Raw genomic sequence first — 20831 nt, forward strand, 5'->3', positions numbered from 1 at the left:
CCGCAGATGCACGCGCCGCCGTGCCGCAGCGAGCGTCGACGCGAGCGCGGATGAGAGGCGGGTCAGCATGAATTCCTCCGATGGCATGTGATGGTGGTTTTTATCATCGAGACGCAATATTTTGACACGCGGGGCGGCAAAAGATTGTGCGGATCCGACAAGGTGTGCACTGCGCGAGCTGCATACAAGGTGAATAACGTGCCACCGCGCTTGCTTATTCCAGGCGACGCATCCTATGATCCGCGCTTCGGACGAATCAGAGGAGCTGCGCATGGCGGCGAAGTGGGGGCGCGCTATCGCGGCGCTGACAGCGGTGGTGTTGACGGCAGCGCAGGTGGCCGCGCACGCGGCGGCTCCAGCGGCGAATCAGGTGCCAGGCGGCAAACCGATCCAGTTGGCCCTGATCGAAGGCATGTCGGGCCCGTTTGCGAACGCCGGGGCGGCGGTGGAGCGCAATCTGCGCTTTGGCGTCGAGCAGGTGAACGCACAAGGCGGCGTGAAACTGGCCGACGGCGCGCATCCGCTCGAACTCGTCGTGCTGGACAGCAAGGGCAGCACGGAAGAGGCGCTGGTGCAGTTGCGAGCGGCGGCGGACCAGCATATTGGCTACATCCTGCAAGGCAACAGTTCAGCGGTCGCGGCGGCGTTGATTAGCGCCGTTGAGAAGCAGAACAGCCGCGAACCCGACAACCGCGAACTCTTCCTCAACTATTCCGCGGACGACCCCGCGCTCACCAACGCAAACTGCAGCTTCTGGCATTTCCGCTTCGACGCACACGCGGGCATGCGAATGGACGCGCTCGTGGACGTGATCCAGCGTGATCAGTCGGTGAAGAAGGTGTACCTGCTGAACCAGGACTACAGCTTCGGCCACGACGTGAGCAACCTGGCGCGCTCGGCGCTGGCCACAAAGCGGCCTGATATCACGATTGTCGGCGACGAGTTTCACCCGATTGGCCGCGTGAAGGACTTCGCGCCGTATGTCGCGAAAATCCGTGCGAGCGGCGCGGATGCGGTCATCACGGGCAATTGGGGCAACGATCTGACGCTGCTCGTCAAGGCGGCGCGCGAGCAGGGGCTCGACACCCGGTTCTACACGTTCTACGGCAACAGTCTGGGCGCCCCGGCGGCACTCGGTGACGCGGGCGTGAAACGGGTGATGGCAGTGGCCGATTGGCACCCGAACGCCGGCGGGGCGGACTCGGACGCGTGGTACAAGGCGTTCCGCACCCGTTTCCCAGCCGCTCAGGACGACTACCCGGTGTTGCGTATGGTACTGATGGTCCAGATGCTCGCCACGGCGATGGACAAGGCCGGCAGCGCCCAGCCCGAAGCGGTGGCGAAAGCGCTGGAAGGGATGAAGTTCGATAACGGCTTCCACCCGTCGTGGATGCGCGCCGACGACCATCAGTTGATCCAGCCCCTTTATGTCATGGAGATGGACAAGGCCGGTACGCCGGGCGTGCGCTTCGATAACGAAGGCTCCGGCTACGGCTTCCGCACGGTGCTGGCGCTGCCACCCGAGCGCACGGTGCCGGCCACGACATGCCACATGACGCGGCCTTGAATCCGCCTGTAACAGCAGGACTCGCGGGGTGTTTGGCTTGTGCTACAATACGCCCCTCGTTGTAATCCACGGCACGGCCTTTCTTCCGTGACCGCCTGTCTAGTTTCTAAGGAAATTGATATGTCCGCAGTTGAAACAAGCAAGAAGTCCGAAGTCGTTGCGCAATTCGCACGCGCTGCAAACGATACCGGATCCCCCGAAGTGCAGGTCGCTCTGCTGACGACCCGCATCAACGAACTGACCGTTCACTTCAAGGCCCACACGAAGGATCACCACAGCCGCCGCGGTCTGCTGCGCATGGTGAGCCGCCGTCGTAAGCTGCTCGACTACCTGAAGGGTAAGGATGCGGATCGTTACCGCTCGCTGATCGAGAAGCTGGGTCTGCGTAAGTAATCGGGCGCGCGATTAGGCGCTCTCAGCAAGATGCCTGTGTCAGTTCACTGATACAGGCATTTTGTTTTTGCACGGTGCGCTTCATGTGAGGTGCACTGATCATTGTCCGCGGTAGCGTGCCGGTTCATGCGGCGGGCAATATGAAACATGGCCGGGCTTCAGGGGCAGAGCTTTGTGTCATTCCAGCGGTTCGCGCGCTAGGGCGTGGTTCTCTGGAATGGCATAACACTACTCTTCCCATGCGGCGCCGGTCCTGGCGTTGCCGCGCCGCTTCTGGTCCGCGCGGCATTACGAAGAGGAAAAGAAATGACTATGTTCAATAAGATCGTCAAAGAATTTAAGTGGGGACAACATAACGTTCGCCTCGAAACCGGTGAAGTCGCTCGTCAGGCGAGCGGCGCCGTTATCGTCGACATCGAAGATACCGTTGTGCTGGCAACCGTGGTCGGCGCCAAGACCGCCAAGCCGGGTCAGGATTTCTTCCCGCTGACCGTCGACTACCTCGAAAAGACCTACGCAGCCGGCAAGATCCCGGGTGGATTCTTCCGCCGCGAAGGCCGTCCGTCGGAAGGTGAAACGCTGACCTCGCGCCTGATCGACCGTCCGCTGCGCCCCCTGTTCCCGGAAGGCTTCTACAACGAAGTCCAGGTCGTGATCCACGTCCTGTCGCTGAACCCGGAAATTCCCGCTGACATTCCCGCGCTGATCGGCGCGTCGGCGGCGCTCGCCATTTCCGGTCTGCCGTTCAACGGCCCGGTCGGCGCAGCACGCGTGGCCTACATCAACAACGAATACGTGTTGAACCCGACGCGTCCGCAAATGAAGGAATCGGCGCTCGACCTGATCGTCGCCGGTACGGAACGCGCGGTGCTGATGGTGGAATCGGAAGCGCAGCAACTGAGCGAAGAAGTGATGCTGGGCGGCGTGGTCTTTGGTCATGAGCAGATGCAGATCGCGATCGACGCGATTCATGAACTGGTCCGCGAAGGCGGCAAGCCGGAATGGGACTGGAAGCCGGCAGCGAAGAACGAACCGCTGATCGCGCGCGTGACGGAACTGGCGCAAGCCGACCTGCTCGCTGCTTACCAGATCCGCGACAAGCAAGCCCGTTCGGCCAAGCTGAAGGAAGTCTACGCAGCGACGTCGGCGAAGCTGGAAGAAGATGCTGCGGCAGCCGGTACGGTTGCGGCTGATAAGGCTACCGTCGGCAACGTGCTGTTCGACATCGAAGCGAAGATCGTCCGTACGCAGATCCTCGACGGCGAGCCGCGTATCGACGGCCGCGACACGCGCACTGTGCGCCCGATCGAAATCCGTACCGGCGTGTTGCCGCGTACGCACGGTTCGGCACTCTTCACGCGTGGCGAAACGCAGGCGCTGGTGGTTGCAACGCTGGGTACGAAGGGCGACGAGCAAAACATCGACGCGCTTGAAGGCGAGTACCGCGAACGCTTCATGCTCCACTACAACATGCCTCCGTTCGCAACCGGCGAAACGGGTCGCGTCGGTTCGCCGAAGCGCCGTGAAATCGGTCACGGCCGTCTGGCCAAGCGCGCACTGGCAGCTTGCCTGCCGAGCGCCGACGAATTCGGCTACTCGATCCGCGTGGTGTCGGAAATCACGGAATCGAATGGTTCGTCGTCGATGGCTTCGGTGTGCGGCGGCTGCCTCGCATTGATGGACGCTGGCGTGCCGATGAAGGCGCACGTCGCTGGCATCGCAATGGGCCTGATCCTCGAAGGTAACAAGTTTGCTGTCCTGTCGGACATCCTCGGCGACGAAGATCACCTCGGCGACATGGACTTCAAGGTAGCGGGTACCGAGCAAGGCGTGACCGCGCTGCAGATGGACATCAAGATCCAGGGCATCACCAAGGAAATCATGCAGGTCGCTCTCGCGCAAGCGAAGGAAGGCCGCATGCACATCCTCGGCAAGATGACCTCGGCGGTGTCGGGCGCGAACACTGTGCTGTCGGACTACGCACCGCGCATGATCACCATCAAGATCAACCCGGAAAAGATCCGCGACGTGATCGGCAAGGGTGGTTCGGTGATCCGCGCGCTGACCGAAGAAACCGGCACGACGATCGATATTTCGGACGACGGCGTCGTCACCATCGCCAGCACGAGCAGCGAAGGGATGGCCGAAGCGAAGAAGCGTATTGAGAACATCACGCTGGAAGTCGAAGTGGGCCAGGTCTACGAAGGCACCGTGCTCAAGCTGCTGGACTTCGGCGCGATCGTGAACATCCTGCCGGGCAAGGACGGTCTGCTGCACATCTCCGAGATCGCCAACGAGCGTATCAAGGACATCAACGACTACCTGAAGGACGGCCAGCAAGTTAAGGTCAAGGTCATCCAGACGGACGAGAAGGGTCGTGTGCGTTTGTCGGCCAAGGCGTTGCTGAACGACGCCGCGAACGGCGCGCCGCAAGGCGAACCCACGCCGCAGTAATGCGGTAGCAGGGTGACGGCCGGCAGCGCGAATGCGCGCCGGCCGTTTTTCATGCAGGGTGGATTGCATTGCAAACTCACGGGACATTGAATTGGCTCAGTATCAGGTTTGCAGCGCAATCCAAACCTTGGAGGTGACTTAGATGAAAGCGATCGAAATTACCGAATTCGGTGCGCCGGAAGTCTTGAAGCTCGCGGAGCGGCCCACGCCGCAACTGAAAGCGGGTGAGGTACTGATCAAGGTGGCAGCCTCCGGCGTGAATCGTCCGGACGTGTTCCAGCGCAAGGGCGGCTACGCGCCGCCGCCGGGCGCGTCGGATCTTCCGGGGCTGGAGGTGGCAGGTGAAATTGTCGGCGGTACGATTGATGAAAAGCACAATCCGTTCGGCCTGAAGATGGGTGACCGGGTGTGCGCATTGCTGGCTGGCGGCGGCTACGCAGAATTGGCGGCCGCGCCGCTTACGCAATGCTTGCCGGTGCCTGCGGGATTCTCGGATATCGAGGCCGCGTCGCTGCCGGAAACGTTCTTCACGGTGTGGAGCAACGTATTCGAGCGCGCGCATCTGGGCGCGGGCGAGGGCGGTGCGAACGAAACGCTGCTGGTGCAGGGTGGCTCGAGTGGTATTGGCGTGACGGCGATCCAGATTGCGCACGCGCTCGGCTTTCGAGTCTTCGCCACGGCGGGGTCGGACGACAAATGCCGAGCTTGCGAGGCGCTCGGCACGGAGCGTGCGATCAACTATAAAACCGAAGATTTCGTCGAAGTCATTAAGTCGCTGACGAATGACCGCGGCGTCGACGTGATTCTCGACATGGTGGCCGGCAACTACGTACCGCGCGAACTGACCGCGCTCGCCGATGGCGGCCGGATTGTGGTGATCGCGACGCTTGGCGGCGCGAAGGCCGAGTTGAATCTGCACGAAATCTTGCGGCGGCGTTTGACCATCACGGGTTCGACGCTGCGGCCGCGGCCAGTTGAGTTCAAGGCGAAGATCGCGGCCCAGCTCAAGGCCACGGTATGGCCGCACCTTGAAGATGGCAGCATCAAGCCGGTGATTTACAAGGTGTTTCCGGCCGCGCAAGCTGCCGACGCGCATGCGCTGATGGAGAGCAGCACGCACGTCGGCAAGATCATGTTGAGCTGGGGTGCCGATGCTTGACAGGGTGGCGCGGACGGGGGCGGTTTGACCCGGTCCGCCTGGTCGAAGTAAAATTGCGTGTTTTGCGTGCGCTGCGTGGTCCGAATGGGCGGGCAGTACGGTACCAATCCGCGGTGTAAATTCGGCGCAAACCGGGTCCACCGCCACGACAAGACGAGACGATGCCGAAACAACGAGCGAAAGTGGTAGTCGGTAACTGGAAGATGCACGGACGGCTCGCTGATAACGCGGTCCTGCTCAAGGCGGTGGCGCAAGGCGCGGCCGATTTGCCGGAGAACGTGCTGGTTGGTGTCTGTGTACCGTTTCCATACCTGGCGCAAGCGCAGGCGTTGCTAGCGGACAGCCGGGTTGTCTGGGGCGCGCAGGACGTCTCTGCGCATACAGAGGGTGCCTACACTGGCGAAGTGGCCGCGCCCATGGTCGTTGACTACGGTGCCTCGCTCGCGATTGTCGGGCACTCGGAGCGCAGGAATTACCACGGCGAAAGCGTGGAATTGGTGGCCGTCAAGACTCAACGTGTGTTGGAAGCGGGGTTGACGCCAATCGTCTGCGTAGGCGAAACGCTGGAACAGCGTGACGCGGGTGAAACGAGCCAGGTAGTGGGTACGCAACTCGATGCCGTGCTGGCAAAGTTGTCGCCGCAAGAGGCGGTCCGCATTGTGGTTGCGTATGAGCCCATCTGGGCGATCGGCACTGGCGAGAGCGCCACGTCGCAACAGGCGCAGGAAGTGCATGCGTTTCTGCGTGGACGTCTTGTGGCAAAGGGTGCTCCCGATGTGCCGTTGTTGTATGGCGGCAGCGTGAAACCGGAAAATGCGGAAGAATTATTCCGTCAGCCGGATATCGACGGTGGCCTGATTGGCGGTGCGTCGTTGAAGTACAAGGATTTCCTGGCAATTTGCGAGGCGGCAGGCGCGGTCAGCGTCACGCAATAAGCGGATTGTTGGGGCGAGGAAGACCCCATTGCGTATGGCATACCTTGTGCCGTGCGATTAATAAAGACTCAGGTGAGTGTGATGCTGTATTTGAAAACTTTGATTATCGTCGTTCAGTTGTTGTCGGCGCTTGGGGTCATTGGCCTCGTGTTGCTGCAGCACGGCAAAGGCGCCGACATGGGCGCTGCTTTTGGCAGCGGTGCGTCGGGTAGTCTGTTCGGTGCGACGGGTTCGGCGAACTTCCTCTCGCGCACTACCGCGGTTCTGGCAGCAATCTTTTTTATTACCACATTGACGCTCACATATCTTGGCGCATATCACGCCAAGCCTTCTGCTGGCTTGCTCGGCACGGTGGCGACGGCTCCGGTTGCGGCTTCATCTGCAGCCATGCCGGGTGGTGCTTCTGCTGCTGCGCCGGCAGCGGCAGCGTCGACCCCGGGCCAGGACGTGCCGAAATAAATTTTCGTACAAGTGTGCTCTTGTGCGTTGAACAAACTGTTTAAACCAGTTACAATTCAAGTCTTGAAGCGATTCGCGGGTTTTATAAGTTTATTTCCCGGATTGCATACAGTGCCGACGTGGTGAAATTGGTAGACACGCTATCTTGAGGGGGTAGTGGCGTAAGCTGTGCGAGTTCGAGTCTCGCCGTCGGCACCAATGTTATCTAATGCCAGCCGCTTGCTTCGCTCTCGGCTGGCATTTTCGCTTCTGGCTTGGTGTTTGCGTTTAGCTTGCAACGTCAAGCACGCCGAAGTGGTTTCGCGTCGGGTGAGTCCCCTCCCCGGCGGCATTCACAACCAACCGATTGAGGATAGTCTTGAACCTCGCAGCCTATTACCCCGTCTTGTTGTTCCTCCTGGTGGGTACCGGTTTAGGCGTAGCACTGGTCAGTATCGGTAAGATCCTCGGTCCGAACAAGCCCGATACCGAGAAGAACGCACCGTACGAGTGCGGCTTCGAGGCATTCGAAGATGCGCGCATGAAGTTTGACGTGCGCTACTATCTTGTCGCCATTCTCTTCATCATCTTCGATCTTGAAACCGCGTTCCTGTTTCCGTGGGGCGTAGCTCTGCGTGACATCGGCTGGCCGGGCTTCATGGCAATGATGATTTTCCTGCTCGAGTTCCTGTTAGGTTTTGCCTACATTTGGAAGAAGGGCGGCCTCGACTGGGAATGATGGATTAATCGCCGGTTTGCGTGGGTGGCCAACGCTAGCCGCCCCGTCTGGAGTGGAAAGCAAATGAGTATCGAAGGGGTCTTGAAGGAAGGGTTTGTCACCACCACGGCTGACAAGCTGATCAACTGGACGCGCACCGGCTCGCTGTGGCCGATGACGTTCGGTCTTGCGTGTTGCGCGGTCGAGATGATGCATGCGGGTGCAGCCCGTTATGACCTCGACCGTTTTGGCGTTGTGTTTCGTCCGAGTCCGCGGCAGTCGGACGTGATGATCGTCGCCGGCACGCTGTGCAACAAGATGGCGCCCGCTCTGCGCAAGGTGTACGACCAGATGGCCGAGCCGCGCTGGGTGATTTCGATGGGCTCGTGCGCGAACGGCGGCGGCTACTACCACTACTCGTATTCGGTGGTGCGTGGCTGTGACCGGATCGTGCCGGTCGACGTCTATGTACCGGGTTGTCCGCCGACCGCCGAAGCGCTGGTCTACGGCGTGATCCAGTTGCAGGCGAAGATCCGTCGTACCAACACCATCGCCCGTCAATAAGGCCAAAGCCTCCCCACTATATGGCAAGCAAACTCGAGACCCTGAAAGCGAACCTCGAGGCGGCCTTTGGCGGCCGCCTGCTGAGCGTCACCGAAGCAATCGGTGAGCTGACGATCGTCGTAAAGACAAGCGAATATCTCGACGTGGTCACGCATCTGCGCGACGACGCATCGCTGCACTTCGAACAACTGGTCGACCTGTGTGGCGTCGACTACCAGACCTACGGCGATGGTGCATACGACGGTCCGCGTTTCGCGGCGGTACTGCATCTGCTGTCGGTATCGAACAACTGGCGTGTGCGTGTCCGCGTGTTCGCACCGGACGACGAAGTGCCGCTGATTCCCTCGGTCGTGGATGTCTGGAGTTCGGCCAACTGGTACGAGCGCGAAGCCTTCGACCTTTACGGCATCGTCTTCGAAGGACACCCTGACCTGCGCCGCATCTTGACCGACTATGGTTTCATCGGTCACCCGTTCCGCAAGGATTTCCCAGTCTCCGGTTACGTCGAAATGCGTTACGACCCGGAAGAGAAGCGCGTCGTCTATCAGCCGGTGACGATCGAGCCGCGGGAAATCACGCCGCGCGTGATCCGCGAGGATCGCTATGGCGGTCTGAAACACTAAGAGAACGCCATGGCAGAGATCAAAAACTACACGCTCAACTTCGGCCCTCAGCACCCGGCCGCGCACGGTGTGCTGCGCCTTGTGCTCGAACTGGACGGCGAAGTGATCCAGCGCGCCGATCCGCACATCGGCCTCCTGCATCGCGCTACTGAAAAGCTGGCGGAAACGAAGACGTTCATCCAGTCCGTGCCGTACATGGACCGTCTCGACTACGTGTCGATGATGGTCAACGAGCACGGCTACGTGATGGCCATCGAAAAGCTGCTGGGCATCGACGTGCCGATCCGCGCGCAGTACATCCGCGTGCTGTTCGACGAAATCACGCGCGTGCTGAACCACTTGATGTGGATCGGCTCGCACGCACTCGACGTCGGCGCGATGGCGGTGTTTCTGTATGCGTTCCGCGAACGCGAAGATTTGATGGACGTGTACGAAGCGGTGTCCGGAGCCCGGATGCACGCTGCTTACTACCGTCCGGGTGGCGTGTACCGCGATCTGCCTGAAGCCATGCCGCAGTACAAGGCTTCGAAGATTCGCAACGCGAAGGCGCTGTCGAAGATGAACGAGACCCGGCAGGGTTCGTTGCTCGACTTCATTGACGACTTCTTCACCCGTTTCCCGCATTGCGTAGACGAATACGAAACCCTCCTCACCGACAACCGGATCTGGAAGCAACGTCTGGTTGGCATTGGTGTGGTCAGCCCGGAGCGTGCTCTGCAACTGGGCATGACCGGCGCGATGCTGCGCGGTTCGGGCATCGAGTGGGATCTGCGCAAGAAGCAGCCGTATGAAGTCTATGACAAGATGGATTTCGACATTCCGGTTGGCGTGAATGGCGATTGTTACGACCGGTACCTGGTGCGCGTCGAAGAAATGCGTCAATCTACTCGCATTGCGAAACAGTGCGTTGAGTGGTTGCGCAAGAATCCAGGCCCCGTAATGATCGACAATCATAAGATTGCGCCGCCGTCGCGTGTCGGCATGAAGTCGAACATGGAAGAGCTGATTCACCATTTCAAGCTCTTTACGGAAGGCTTCCATGTGCCCGAAGGCGAGGCGTATGCCGCTGTCGAACATCCGAAGGGCGAGTTCGGCATCTATCTGATCTCCGATGGCGCGAACAAGCCTTATCGCCTGAAGATTCGCGCGCCGGGTTATGCGCATCTGGCCGCGCTCGACGAAATGGCGCGCGGTCACATGATCGCCGACGCCGTGACGATCATCGGTACGCAAGACATCGTGTTTGGCGAAATCGATCGTTAAGAGCGGTTTTCATCGTGGCGTGTGCGTCGAAGTCGCAGCAGGCGCACGTCAAGCAAAGGAACGCCGGGTCTGTCGCAACAGGTAGCAAGCGACAGGTTTTCGTTCGGTAGGAATTGAAAGAGTCGTGTCTGAAAATGATCTCAGCTGAAGGCCTGAAAGAAATCGATCGTGCGATCGCGAAGTATCCCGCCGGTCTGCAACAGTCCGCCGTCATGGCGGCGTTGGCCGTTGCTCAGGAAGAGCATGGCTGGCTGTCGCCCGATCTGATGCAGTTCGTCGCGAACTATCTCGGCATGCCCGCCGTCGCCGTGCAGGAGGTTGCGACCTTCTACACGATGTACGAGACCTCGCCGGTCGGCAAGCACAAGATCACGCTCTGCACGAACCTGCCGTGCCAGTTGGGTCCGGACGGTGGCTCGGAGAACGCCGCCGAATACCTGAAGCAGAAGCTCGGTATCGACTTCGGCGAAACCACGGCAGACGGCAAGTTCACCTTGAAAGAAGGTGAGTGCATGGGGTCGTGCGGCGATGCACCGGTGATGCTGGTGAACAACCATCGCATGTGCAGCTTCATGAGCCGCGCGAAGATCGACCAGCTGCTCGAGGAGCTTTCGAAATGACGTCTCTCCATGATCGTCACATTAAACCGCTGATTCTCGCCGGCCTGAATGGTGACAACTGGCATCTCGAAGACTACGTGGCGCGCGGCGGTTACGTCCAGCTGCGCCGTATTCTGGAAGAGAAGATTCCGCCGGAGCAGGTGATCGCCGACGTAAAGGCGTCGGGCCTGCGTGGCCGCGGCGGTGCAGGCTTCCCGACCGGCCTGAAGTGGAGCTTCATGCCGCGTCAGTTCCCGGGGCAGAAGTACCTCGTCTGCAATTCGGACGAAGGCGAACCGGGCACGTTCAAGGATCGCGACATCCTGCGCTGGAATCCGCATGCGTTGATCGAAGGCATGGCCATCGGTGCGTACGCGATGGGCATCACGGTCGGCTACAACTATATTCACGGCGAGATTTTCGCCGAGTACCGCCGTTTCGAAGAAGCGCTGGAAGAAGCGCGCCGCGCCGGTTACCTCGGCGACAACATCATGGGCTCGGGCTTCTCGTTCCAGTTGCACGCGCACCATGGTTACGGCGCGTACATCTGCGGCGAAGAAACAGCGTTGCTCGAGTCGCTGGAAGGCAAGAAGGGCCAGCCGCGCTTCAAGCCGCCGTTCCCGGCGAGCTTCGGCGTGTACGGTAAGCCAACCACGATCAATAACACCGAGACGTTCGCGGCGGTGCCGTTCCTGTTGACGGTCGGCCCGCAGACGTACCTTGAATTGGGTAAGCCGAATAACGGTGGCACGAAGATCTTCTCGGTTTCGGGCGACGTCGAGCGTCCGGGCAACTATGAAGTTCCGCTCGGTACGCCGTTCGCGACGCTGCTGGATCTCGCGGGCGGCATGCGCGGCGGCAAGAAGATCAAGGCCGTGATTCCTGGCGGCTCGTCCGCGCCGGTGATTCCGGGCGAGATGATGATGCATACCGACATGGACTATGACTCGATCGCCAAGGCGGGGTCGATGCTCGGTTCGGGCGCGGTGATCGTGATGGACGAGACGCGTTGCATGGTGCGTTCGCTGCTGCGTCTGTCGTACTTCTATTACGAAGAGTCCTGCGGTCAGTGCACGCCGTGTCGTGAAGGCACGGGCTGGCTGTATCGCGTCGTGCATCGTATCGAGCACGGCCTCGGCCGCCAGGAAGATCTGGATCTGCTGAACTCGGTGGCCGGCAACATCATGGGCCGCACGATATGCGCGCTTGGCGATGCAGCAGCCATGCCGGTGCGCGGCATGCTCAAGCATTATTGGGACGAATTCGAATATCACGTCACTCACAAGCACTGCCTCGTGGGCGATCATGCCGGCGCAGCAACAGCTTCGGAAACGGTGGCGGCGTAGGCCAGCCAACAGAAGCGTCAACCGCGGGGATCATCGCCGTGTGGCGATGAACGGGCGAACGATTGAGCGGCAACAGGTTAAGGAAGATTGACCATCATGGTTGAACTTGAAATAGACGGCAAGAAAGTAGAGGTGCCTGAAGGCAGCATGGTGATCCAGGCTGCGCATAAGGTCGACACGTATATCCCCCACTTCTGCTATCACAAGAAGCTGTCGATTGCGGCCAACTGCCGGATGTGTCTGGTCGACGTCGAAAAGATGCCGAAGGCTGTCCCCGCATGTGCCACGCCGGTGTCCGCAGGCATGATTGTGCGCACCAAGTCCGACAAGGCGGTGCAGGGTCAGCAAGCCGTGATGGAATTCCTGCTGATCAACCATCCGCTGGATTGCCCGATCTGCGATCAGGGCGGCGAATGCCAGTTGCAGGATCTGGCGGTGGGCTACGGCAAGTCGGCCTCGCGCTATAGCGAAGAAAAGCGCGTCGTGTTCCACAAGAACGTCGGCCCGCTGATCTCGATGGAAGAAATGTCGCGTTGCATCCACTGCACGCGTTGCGTCCGCTTTGGCCAGGAAGTGGCCGGTGTGATGGAACTGGGCATGCTGGGCCGTGGCGAGCATTCGGAAATTACTTCGTTCGTCGGCAAGACGGTGGACTCCGAACTGTCGGGCAACATGATCGATCTGTGCCCGGTCGGCGCGCTGACCAGCAAGCCGTTCCGTTACAGCGCCCGTACGTGGGAACTGTCGCGCCGTAAGTCGGTGAGCCCGCACGATTCCGTCGGCGCGAACCTGGTGGTGCAGGTCAAGAACAACCGCGTGATGCGCGTGCTGCCGTTCGAAAACGAAGCCATCAACGAATGCTGGATTTCGGACAAGGATCGTTTCTCGTACGAAGCCCTGAATAGCCCGGAACGTCTTACGAAGCCGATGCTGAAGCAAGACGGCAAGTGGATCGAAACCGACTGGCAGAGCGCGCTCGACTACGTCGTTAAGGGTCTGAAGGGCATCAAGGCCGACCATGGCGCCGATGCGCTGGCCGCACTCGGTAGCGTTCATAGCACGGTCGAAGAACTGTTCCTGTTGAAGCAACTCGCGCAAGCGGTCGGCACGCCTAACGTCGACTTCCGTCTGCGCCAGTCGGATTTCTCGGCGCCGGTGAACGGCGCTCCGTGGCTTGGCACGAAGATCGCCGATCTGTCGAACGTCGATGCCGCCGTGGTGATCGGTTCGGATCTGCGTCGCGATCATCCGCTGTTCGCCGCACGTCTGCGTCAAGCGGCCAAGAGCGGCACGAAGCTCACGCTCGTGCAGGCCACGAACGACGACGCGCTGATCCCGCAAGCACAACGTGTCGTAGCCGCGCCGTCTGCGTGGCTTGCCGAAATCGCCGGTATCGCCGGCGCAGTTTCTGAAGCGCGCGGTGCAGCCCTGCCGGAAGCGTTTGCCGGCACGCAGCCGAGCGACGCACACAAGCAAGTCGCCGCATCGTTGGCTGCAGGCGAAAACCGCGTCGTGCTGCTCGGCAATGGCGCTGTGCGCCATCCGGACTTTGCACGTATCCACGCAGCGGCTCAATGGATCGCGGACACTACGGACGCCACGCTGGGCTTCCTGACCGAAGGCGCGAACACGGTGGGCGCTCACCTCGTCGGCGCGCTGCCGGGCGAAGGCGGTCTGAACGCTCGCGAAGTATTCGAGCAGCCGCGCAAGGGTTATGTGCTGCTCAACGTCGAACCTGAGTTCGATACGGCGAATCCGGCGCAGGCACTGGCGGCGCTGAATCAGGCCGAAATGGTCGTGGTGATGTCGCCGTTCCAGACGGGCGCGGAATACGCTGACGTGCTGCTGCCGATTGCGCCGTTCACGGAAACAGCCGGCACGTTTGTGAGTGCAGAAGGCACGGTGCAGACTTTCAACGGTGTGGTGCGTCCGCTTGGTGACACGCGTCCGGCCTGGAAGGTGTTGCGCGTGCTAGGCAGCCTGCTGGGCCTGCCGGGCTTTGAATTCGATACCGCTGAAGAAGTGCGTTCGGCTGCGTTGGGCGACGGCGAAATCATCTCGCGTCTGTCGAACGAAACAGGCGTCGTGGTGGCGCACGGTGTTGCAGCGAAGGCCGCTGAAGGTGCCTTCGAACGCATCGCTGATGTACCGATCTACCACGCCGACGCGCTGGTTCGTCGTGCGGAATCGCTGCATCTGACGGCAGCCGCGCGTGCGGCGAACGCAGTCGGTTTGCCGGCTGGGCTGTTTGACAAGCTGGGTCTGAAAGACGGCGACGCGGTGCGTGTCCGTCAGGGCGAGCGCTCGGTGCAATTGCCGGCCGTGCGCGATGCGAATCTTGCGGAGACAGTCGTCCGCGTATCGGCGGCCACGCCTGCCGGTGCAGCGCTGGGCAGCCTGTTCGGTGAACTGCTGGTGGAGAAGGCGTAAATGAGCTTGTTCGATTCGATCAACTCGGGCGGCACCCAGCTTCTCGGTGTGGCATGGCCCACGGTGTGGGCACTGGTGCGCATCCTGGTGGTGGCCGTCGTGATCCTGCTGTGCGTGGCTTATCTGATCCTCTGGGAGCGTAAGCTGATCGGCTGGATGCACGTGCGTATCGGTCCGAACCGCGTCGGCCCGGCGGGTTTGCTGCAGCCTATCGCCGACGTGCTGAAACTGTTGCTCAAGGAAGTGATTCAGCCCGCCCAGGCGAGCCGCTGGATCTACCTGATCGCGCCGATCATGGTGGTGGTGCCGGCTTTCGCGGTCTGGGCGGTGATTCCGTTCCAGGCGGGCGCGGTGCTCGGCGACATCAACGCCGGTCTGCTGTATGCGATGGCGATTTCGTCGATCGGCGTGTACGGCGTGATTCTCGCCGGCTGGGCCTCGAACTCGAAGTACGCGTTTCTTGGCGCCATGCGCGCCGCGGCACAGATGGTGTCGTACGAAATTTCGATGGGCTTCGCGCTCGTCGTCGTGCTGATGACGTCGGGCAGCCTGAACCTGTCGGACATCGTCAATTCGCAGGAGCGCGGCATCTTTGCCGGCTACGGCCTGAACTTCCTGTCGTGGAACTGGCTGCCGCTCTTGCCGATGTTCGTCGTCTACTTCATCTCGGGCATCGCGGAAACGAACCGCCACCCGTTCGACGTGGTGGAAGGGGAGTCGGAAATCGTCGCGGGTCACATGATCGATTACTCGGGTATGGCGTTCGCGCTGTTCTTCCTCGCCGAGTACATCAACATGATCGTGATCTCGGCGCTGGCAGCCACGCTGTTCCTCGGCGGCTGGAGCGCACCGTTCGGTTTCCTGTCCTTCATCCCGGGCGTGTTCTGGCTCGTGCTGAAAGTTTTCATGTTGTTGTCGATATTCATCTGGGCACGCGCCACATTCCCGCGCTACCGATATGACCAGATCATGCGTCTGGGCTGGAAGGTGTTCATTCCAGTCAGCGTGGTGTGGCTGATCGTAGTCGGCTTCTGGATCATGTCGCCGTTGAATATCTGGAAATAAAGGGCGGATGAAACCATGACCGCAATTCAAAACTTCTTCAAGACCTTCTTCCTGACGGAGTTGCTCAAGGGCCTCGCGCTGACCGGACGTTACACGTTCCAGCGCAAGATCACCGTGCAATTCCCGGAAGAGAAGACCCCGATTTCGCCGCGCTTTCGCGGGCTGCACGCGCTGCGCCGCTATGAGAACGGCGAAGAGCGCTGCATTGCCTGCAAGCTTTGCGAAGCGGTGTGTCCGGCACTCGCCATCACGATCGAATCGGAAACGCGCGCGGATAACACCCGCCGTACGACGCGTTACGACATCGATCTGACCAAGTGCATCTTCTGCGGTTTCTGCGAAGAAAGCTGCCCCGTCGATTCGATCGTCGAGACGCACATCCTCGAGTATCACGGCGAAAAGCGCGGCGACCTGTACTTCACGAAGGACATGCTGCTGGCAGTGGGCGACCGCTATGAAACGGAGATCGCTGCGAACAAGGCAGCCGATGCGCCGTACCGTTAAAGCGCTTTTGTTTGACGTATCACGTTGCACCGGCCTGCACTCGGGCCGTAGGCTGCTGCTTGACGCTGTAGCGCGGCGCACTTGTGCCAAAGAACAATGCCTGACGATGGCCTAACGATGAACCGGTAATCATGGAATTCACGACCGTACTGTTCTACATCTTTGCTCTGCTCCTGGTGGTGTCAGGGCTGAAGGTGATCACCTCACGCAACCCGGTGGCGTCGGCACTGTTTCTCGTGCTCGCGTTCTTCAACGCCGCGGCGATCTGGATGCTGCTGCAGGCCGAGTTTCTCGCGATCCTGCTGGTGCTGGTGTATGTGGGCGCGGTGATGGTGCTGTTCCTGTTCGTCGTGATGATGCTGGACATCAATCTCGACGTGCTGCGCAAAGACTTCAAACGCTTCGTGCCGATGGCCACTCTGGTGGGCGCGATCATCGTGGTCGAAACCGCGCTGGTCCTGTGGCACGGCTTTGGCGCTACCGTGACGCCGCTGCGCGACACGACGGTAGCGGCCGGCGGCGCGATGGCGGGTTGGTCGAATACGCGTCTGATCGGTAAAGTCATTTACACCGACTACATCTTCGCCTTCGAAGTGGCCGGTCTGGTGCTGCTGGTGGCCATCATCGCCGCCGTCGCGCTGACCACGCGCCATGCGAAGGACAGCAAGCGCCAGCGCGTGAGCGACCAGGTCAAGGTCCGGGCGCAAGACCGCGTGCGTGTCGTGAAGATGCAGTCGGAAAAAACCGCGGCGACCATTGCCGCGGAAGAAGCGGCCGCAAAGGCAGCGGCTGCAGCAGAAGCCGCGGCTGCGGCGCCTGTCAAAAATAGCTGAGAGGAGACAGGAGAAAAATTATGTTGACCCTTGCTCACTACCTTGTGCTCGGCGCGATCCTGTTTGCGATCAGCGTCGTCGGCATTTTCCTGAACCGCCGCAACGTCATCATCATCTTGATGGCGATCGAACTGATGCTGCTGGCGGTGAACACCAATTTCGTCGCGTTTTCTCATTACCTTGGCGACGTGCATGGCCAGATTTTCGTCTTCTTCGTGCTGACGGTTGCGGCAGCGGAAGCGGCAATCGGGCTGGCGATTCTGGTGACCCTGTTCCGTAGCCTCGACACGATCAATGTCGAGGATCTCGATCAGCTTAAAGGTTAATTTCAGGCAAGACTGTTATGTCAACGACACTCAATGAAAACCTGTTGCTGGCGGTTCCGCTTGCACCGCTGGCCGGCTCTCTGATCGCCGGTCTGTTCGGCAAGGCGGTAGGGCGTGCAGGCGCCCACACGGTCACGATCCTTGGCGTCGCGATCTCCTTCATTCTTTCGGCCATCGTCTTCTTCGACGTGATGAACGGCGCGAGCTTCAACGCGACGATCTATGAGTGGATGGAGGTCGGCAAGCTGAAGTTCGAGGTGGGTTTCCTCGTCGACTCGCTCACGGCGCTGATGATGTGCGTGGTGACCTTCGTGTCGCTAATGGTGCACATCTACACGATCGGCTACATGGCTGACGACGACGGCTACCAGCGCTTCTTCTCGTACATCGCGCTGTTCACGTTCTCGATGTTGATGCTCGTGATGGCCAACAACATGCTGCAGCTGTTCTTCGGCTGGGAAGCGGTGGGCCTGGTGTCGTATCTGCTGATCGGCTTCTACTTCACCCGCGAAAGCGCGATCTACGCGAACATGAAAGCGTTCATCGTGAACCGGGTGGGTGACCTGGGTTTCCTGCTGGGCATCGGTCTGCTGCTCGCGTACGGCGGCTCGCTGAACTACGGTGACGTGTTCGCGAAGAGCCACGAACTCGCGGCGATGAATTTCCCGGGCACGAGCTGGGGCCTGCTGACGGTTGCGTGTATTTGCCTCTTCATCGGCGCAATGGGTAAGTCGGCGCAGTTCCCGCTGCACGTCTGGTTGCCGGATTCAATGGAAGGCCCGACGCCGATCTCCGCGCTGATTCACGCGGCAACCATGGTGACGGCCGGTATCTTCATGGTGACGCGTATGTCGCCGCTGTTCGAACTGTCGGATTCGGCGCTGTCGTTCGTGACGGTTATCGGCGCGATTACCGCCTTGTTCATGGGCTTCCTCGGGATCGTCCAGAACGACATCAAACGGGTGGTGGCTTACTCCACGCTGTCGCAACTCGGCTACATGACGGTCGCGCTCGGCGTGTCGGCTTACCCGGTCGCCATGTTCCACCTGATGACGCACGCGTTCTTCAAGGCACTGCTGTTCCTTGGCGCGGGTTCCGTGATCATCGGCATGCACCACGATCAGGACATGCGCAACATGGGCGGCCTGCGCAAGTACATGCCGATCACGTGGATCACGTCGCTGATCGGTTCGCTGGCGCTGATCGGTACGCCGTTCTTCTCGGGCTTCTACTCGAAAGACTCGATCATCGACGCAGTGAAGCTGTCGCATCTGCCGGGTTCGGGTTTCGCGTATTTCGCAGTGGTGGCGAGCGTGCTGGTCACGGCGCTGTACTCGTTCCGCATGTATTTCCTGGTGTTCCACGGTGAAGAGCGCTTCCGCAAGCCGAAGCATCCGGATTCTCCGATGGGCATCGCAGCCGCTGAGCAGGCTGCGCACGGTCACGACGACCACGGTCATGGTCACGACGATCACGGTCACGCTCACGAGCCGCATGAAAGCCCGTGGGTAGTGTGGGTGCCACTGGTGCTGCTGGCCATTCCGTCGGTCATCATTGGCGCGATCGCGGTGGGTCCGCTGCTGTTCGGCGACTTCTTCTCGCACGGCGTGGTGTACGACAAGGTGATCTACATCGGCGCGAACCACCCGGTCATGGCGGGTCTGGCCGACGACTTCACCGGCTGGCTTGCGATGGGTCTGCACTCGGTGTCGGGCCTGCCGGTCTGGCTGGCGTTGCTGGGCATCGTGGTGTCGTGGTTCCTGTACCTGAAGCGTCCGGATCTGCCGCCGGTTATCCGCCGTGCGTTTGGCCCGATCTACACGCTGCTGGAAAACAAGTATTACCTGGACAAGATCAACGAAGTCGTGTTCGCGCGTGGCGCTGTGGCGATTGGTCGTGGCCTCTGGAAAGAAGGTGACGTGGTGGTCATCGACGGTATTGTCAACGGCAGCGCGCGCTTTATCGGCTGGTTTGCCACCGTGATCCGCTTCCTCCAGTCGGGCTACATCTACCACTACGCGTTTGCCATGATCATTGGCATGCTGGGGCTCCTGACCCTGTTTGTAACGCTCGGCGGCAAATAAGAGAAGGCGAGGGGACACCACACAATGCACACGTATCCGATTTTAAGTATCGCCATCTGGTTGCCGATTCTGTTCGGCCTCCTGGTTCTTGCTATCGGTTCTGACCAGAACCCGGGTCCTGCGCGATGGATTGCGCTGATCGGTTCGGTTCTCAGCTTTATCGTGACGATTCCGCTGTTCACGAGTTTCGACTCGAGCACGGCGGATCTGCAGTTTGTCGAGAAGTTTACGTGGATTGAGCGTTTCAACATTTCGTACCACCTTGGTGTCGACGGCATCTCCATGTGGTTCGTGGTGCTGACGGCATTGATTACGGTGATCGTGGTGATCGCCGGGTGGCAGGTCATTACCAAGAACGTGGCGCAATACTTCGCTTCGTTCCTGATCCTGTCGGGCATCATGGTCGGCGTGTTCAGCGCGGCCGACGGGATGCTGTTTTATGTGTTCTTCGAAGCGACGCTGATCCCGATGTACATCATCATCGGTGTGTGGGGTGGTCCGAACCGGGTGTATGCCGCGTTCAAGTTCTTCCTGTACACGCTGATGGGCTCGCTGCTGATGCTGGTCGCGCTGCTGTACCTCTACACGCAGACGGGCACCTTCGATCTGGCAACGTGGCAGGTGGCGAAGATCGGCATGACGCCGCAGATATTGCTGTTTATAGCGTTCTTCCTTGCGTTTGCGGTGAAGGTGCCAATGTGGCCGGTCCACACCTGGTTGCCTGACGCGCACGTGGAAGCACCGACGGGCGGCTCGGTCGTACTGGCGGCCATCATGCTGAAGCTGGGTGCGTATGGTTTCCTGCGCTTTTCGCTGCCGGTGACGCCGGACGCAAGCCACTTCCTGGCGCCAGTTGTCATTACGCTGTCGCTGATCGCGGTGATCTATATCGGTCTGGTCGCGATGGTCCAGGTCGACATGAAGAAGCTGGTCGCGTATTCGTCGATCGCGCACATGGGTTTCGTGACGCTCGGCTTCTTTATCTTCAACCAGCTTGGCGCCGAAGGCGCGATCGTGCAGATGATTTCGCACGGTTTCGTCTCAGGCGCGATGTTCCTGTGTATCGGCGTGCTGTACGACCGTATGCACTCGCGCCAGATCTCCGATTACGGCGGTGTCGTCAATGTGATGCCGAAGTTCGCGGCGCTGGTGATGCTGTTTGCGATGGCCAATTGCGGCCTCCCGGGTACCTCCGGGTTCGTCGGCGAATTCATGGTGATTCTGGCTGCCGTCCAGTTCAACTTCTGGATTGCAGTCGGTGCCGCGGTCACGCTGATTCTCGGCGCGGCCTACACGCTGTGGATGTACAAACGCGTGTACTTCGGCGCGGTGGCAAACGACCACGTGAAGAAACTGCTCGATATCAACAATCGCGAGTTCTTCATGTTGCTCGTGCTGGCCGCACTGACGCTTTTCATGGGCCTGTATCCCAAGCCTTTTACTGATGTGATGCACGTATCCGTGGAAAACCTCCTCTCCCACGTTGCGCAATCGAAACTGCCGTTGCCACAGTAACGCAGAGCGGAGGAA

At 60.3% G+C, this 20831-nt stretch carries 19 protein-coding genes and 1 tRNA gene; all 20 read left to right on the forward strand.

Annotated features, from left to right (window positions below; genetic code table 11):
• The first annotated feature begins 271 nt into the window (after nt 1-271).
• The 20 genes from WCA85_RS03950 (at nt 272) to WCA85_RS04045 (ending at nt 20816) form a co-directional block, all read left to right on the forward strand.
• Entirely contained in the window at nt 272-1567 is a 1296-nt protein-coding gene (locus WCA85_RS03950) for a branched-chain amino acid ABC transporter substrate-binding protein (protein ID WP_424061905.1), read from the forward strand.
• A 120-nt stretch (nt 1568-1687) separates the two neighbouring features.
• The gene (rpsO, locus tag WCA85_RS03955) at nt 1688-1960 is read left to right on the forward strand and encodes a 30S ribosomal protein S15 (protein ID WP_117338206.1); all 273 of its coding nucleotides are present in this window, start codon (nt 1688-1690) and stop codon (nt 1958-1960) included.
• Between the two features lie 306 nt (nt 1961-2266).
• Nucleotides 2267-4414 carry a polyribonucleotide nucleotidyltransferase gene (gene pnp / locus WCA85_RS03960; protein WP_424061870.1) on the forward strand — a complete coding sequence of 716 codons (2148 nt, stop codon included), beginning with the start codon at nt 2267-2269 and terminating at the stop codon, nt 4412-4414.
• 142 nt (nt 4415-4556) lie between these two features.
• Nucleotides 4557-5573, forward strand: a complete 1017-nt coding sequence (locus tag WCA85_RS03965) for an NAD(P)H-quinone oxidoreductase (RefSeq protein ID WP_424061871.1) — start codon at nt 4557-4559, stop codon at nt 5571-5573.
• Nucleotides 5574-5734: 161 nt separating this feature from the next.
• Complete coding sequence (gene tpiA, locus WCA85_RS03970) at nt 5735-6508, forward strand: triose-phosphate isomerase (protein WP_424061872.1); 774 nt, start codon at nt 5735-5737, stop codon at nt 6506-6508.
• 81 nt (nt 6509-6589) lie between these two features.
• Nucleotides 6590-6967, forward strand: coding sequence for a preprotein translocase subunit SecG (gene secG, locus WCA85_RS03975; protein WP_424061873.1), 378 nt, complete (start codon nt 6590-6592; stop codon nt 6965-6967).
• A gap of 113 nt (nt 6968-7080) precedes the next feature.
• A tRNA-Leu gene (locus WCA85_RS03980) sits at nt 7081-7165 on the forward strand.
• Between the two features lie 160 nt (nt 7166-7325).
• A complete protein-coding gene (locus WCA85_RS03985; protein ID WP_117338196.1) occupies nt 7326-7685 on the forward strand; it encodes an NADH-quinone oxidoreductase subunit A in 360 nt (119 codons plus the stop codon).
• Nucleotides 7686-7748: 63 nt separating this feature from the next.
• Complete coding sequence (locus WCA85_RS03990; protein WP_006052903.1) at nt 7749-8228, forward strand: NuoB/complex I 20 kDa subunit family protein; 480 nt, start codon at nt 7749-7751, stop codon at nt 8226-8228.
• Between the two features lie 20 nt (nt 8229-8248).
• Entirely contained in the window at nt 8249-8851 is a 603-nt protein-coding gene (locus WCA85_RS03995) for an NADH-quinone oxidoreductase subunit C (protein WP_424061874.1), read from the forward strand.
• A 9-nt stretch (nt 8852-8860) separates the two neighbouring features.
• The gene (locus WCA85_RS04000; RefSeq protein ID WP_424061875.1) at nt 8861-10114 is read left to right on the forward strand and encodes an NADH-quinone oxidoreductase subunit D; all 1254 of its coding nucleotides are present in this window, start codon (nt 8861-8863) and stop codon (nt 10112-10114) included.
• A gap of 134 nt (nt 10115-10248) precedes the next feature.
• Nucleotides 10249-10734 carry an NADH-quinone oxidoreductase subunit NuoE gene (gene nuoE / locus WCA85_RS04005; RefSeq protein WP_424061876.1) on the forward strand — a complete coding sequence of 162 codons (486 nt, stop codon included), beginning with the start codon at nt 10249-10251 and terminating at the stop codon, nt 10732-10734.
• Complete coding sequence (gene nuoF / locus WCA85_RS04010; RefSeq protein WP_424061877.1) at nt 10731-12059, forward strand: NADH-quinone oxidoreductase subunit NuoF; 1329 nt, start codon at nt 10731-10733, stop codon at nt 12057-12059. Before nuoE ends, nuoF begins: the two co-directional genes overlap by 4 nt.
• 96 nt (nt 12060-12155) lie before the next feature.
• Nucleotides 12156-14489, forward strand: a complete 2334-nt coding sequence (gene nuoG / locus WCA85_RS04015; RefSeq protein ID WP_424061878.1) for an NADH-quinone oxidoreductase subunit NuoG — start codon at nt 12156-12158, stop codon at nt 14487-14489.
• Nucleotides 14490-15554 carry an NADH-quinone oxidoreductase subunit NuoH gene (nuoH, locus tag WCA85_RS04020; protein ID WP_424061879.1) on the forward strand — a complete coding sequence of 355 codons (1065 nt, stop codon included), beginning with the start codon at nt 14490-14492 and terminating at the stop codon, nt 15552-15554.
• A gap of 15 nt (nt 15555-15569) precedes the next feature.
• Nucleotides 15570-16058: an NADH-quinone oxidoreductase subunit NuoI gene (gene nuoI / locus WCA85_RS04025; RefSeq protein ID WP_007588142.1), complete on the forward strand. Its 489-nt coding sequence runs from the start codon at nt 15570-15572 to the stop codon at nt 16056-16058.
• 131 nt (nt 16059-16189) lie between these two features.
• Nucleotides 16190-16891, forward strand: a complete 702-nt coding sequence (locus WCA85_RS04030; RefSeq protein WP_424061880.1) for an NADH-quinone oxidoreductase subunit J — start codon at nt 16190-16192, stop codon at nt 16889-16891.
• A gap of 20 nt (nt 16892-16911) precedes the next feature.
• Nucleotides 16912-17217 carry an NADH-quinone oxidoreductase subunit NuoK gene (gene nuoK, locus WCA85_RS04035; protein WP_013339863.1) on the forward strand — a complete coding sequence of 102 codons (306 nt, stop codon included), beginning with the start codon at nt 16912-16914 and terminating at the stop codon, nt 17215-17217.
• A gap of 17 nt (nt 17218-17234) precedes the next feature.
• Nucleotides 17235-19301, forward strand: coding sequence for an NADH-quinone oxidoreductase subunit L (gene nuoL, locus WCA85_RS04040; protein WP_424061881.1), 2067 nt, complete (start codon nt 17235-17237; stop codon nt 19299-19301).
• 24 nt (nt 19302-19325) lie between these two features.
• Complete coding sequence (locus tag WCA85_RS04045; RefSeq protein ID WP_424061882.1) at nt 19326-20816, forward strand: NADH-quinone oxidoreductase subunit M; 1491 nt, start codon at nt 19326-19328, stop codon at nt 20814-20816.
• The last annotated feature ends 15 nt before the right edge of the window (nt 20817-20831 follow it).

Origin of the sequence: Paraburkholderia sp. (assembly GCF_049581445.1) — a bacterium.
Lineage (GTDB): Bacteria > Pseudomonadota > Gammaproteobacteria > Burkholderiales > Burkholderiaceae > Paraburkholderia.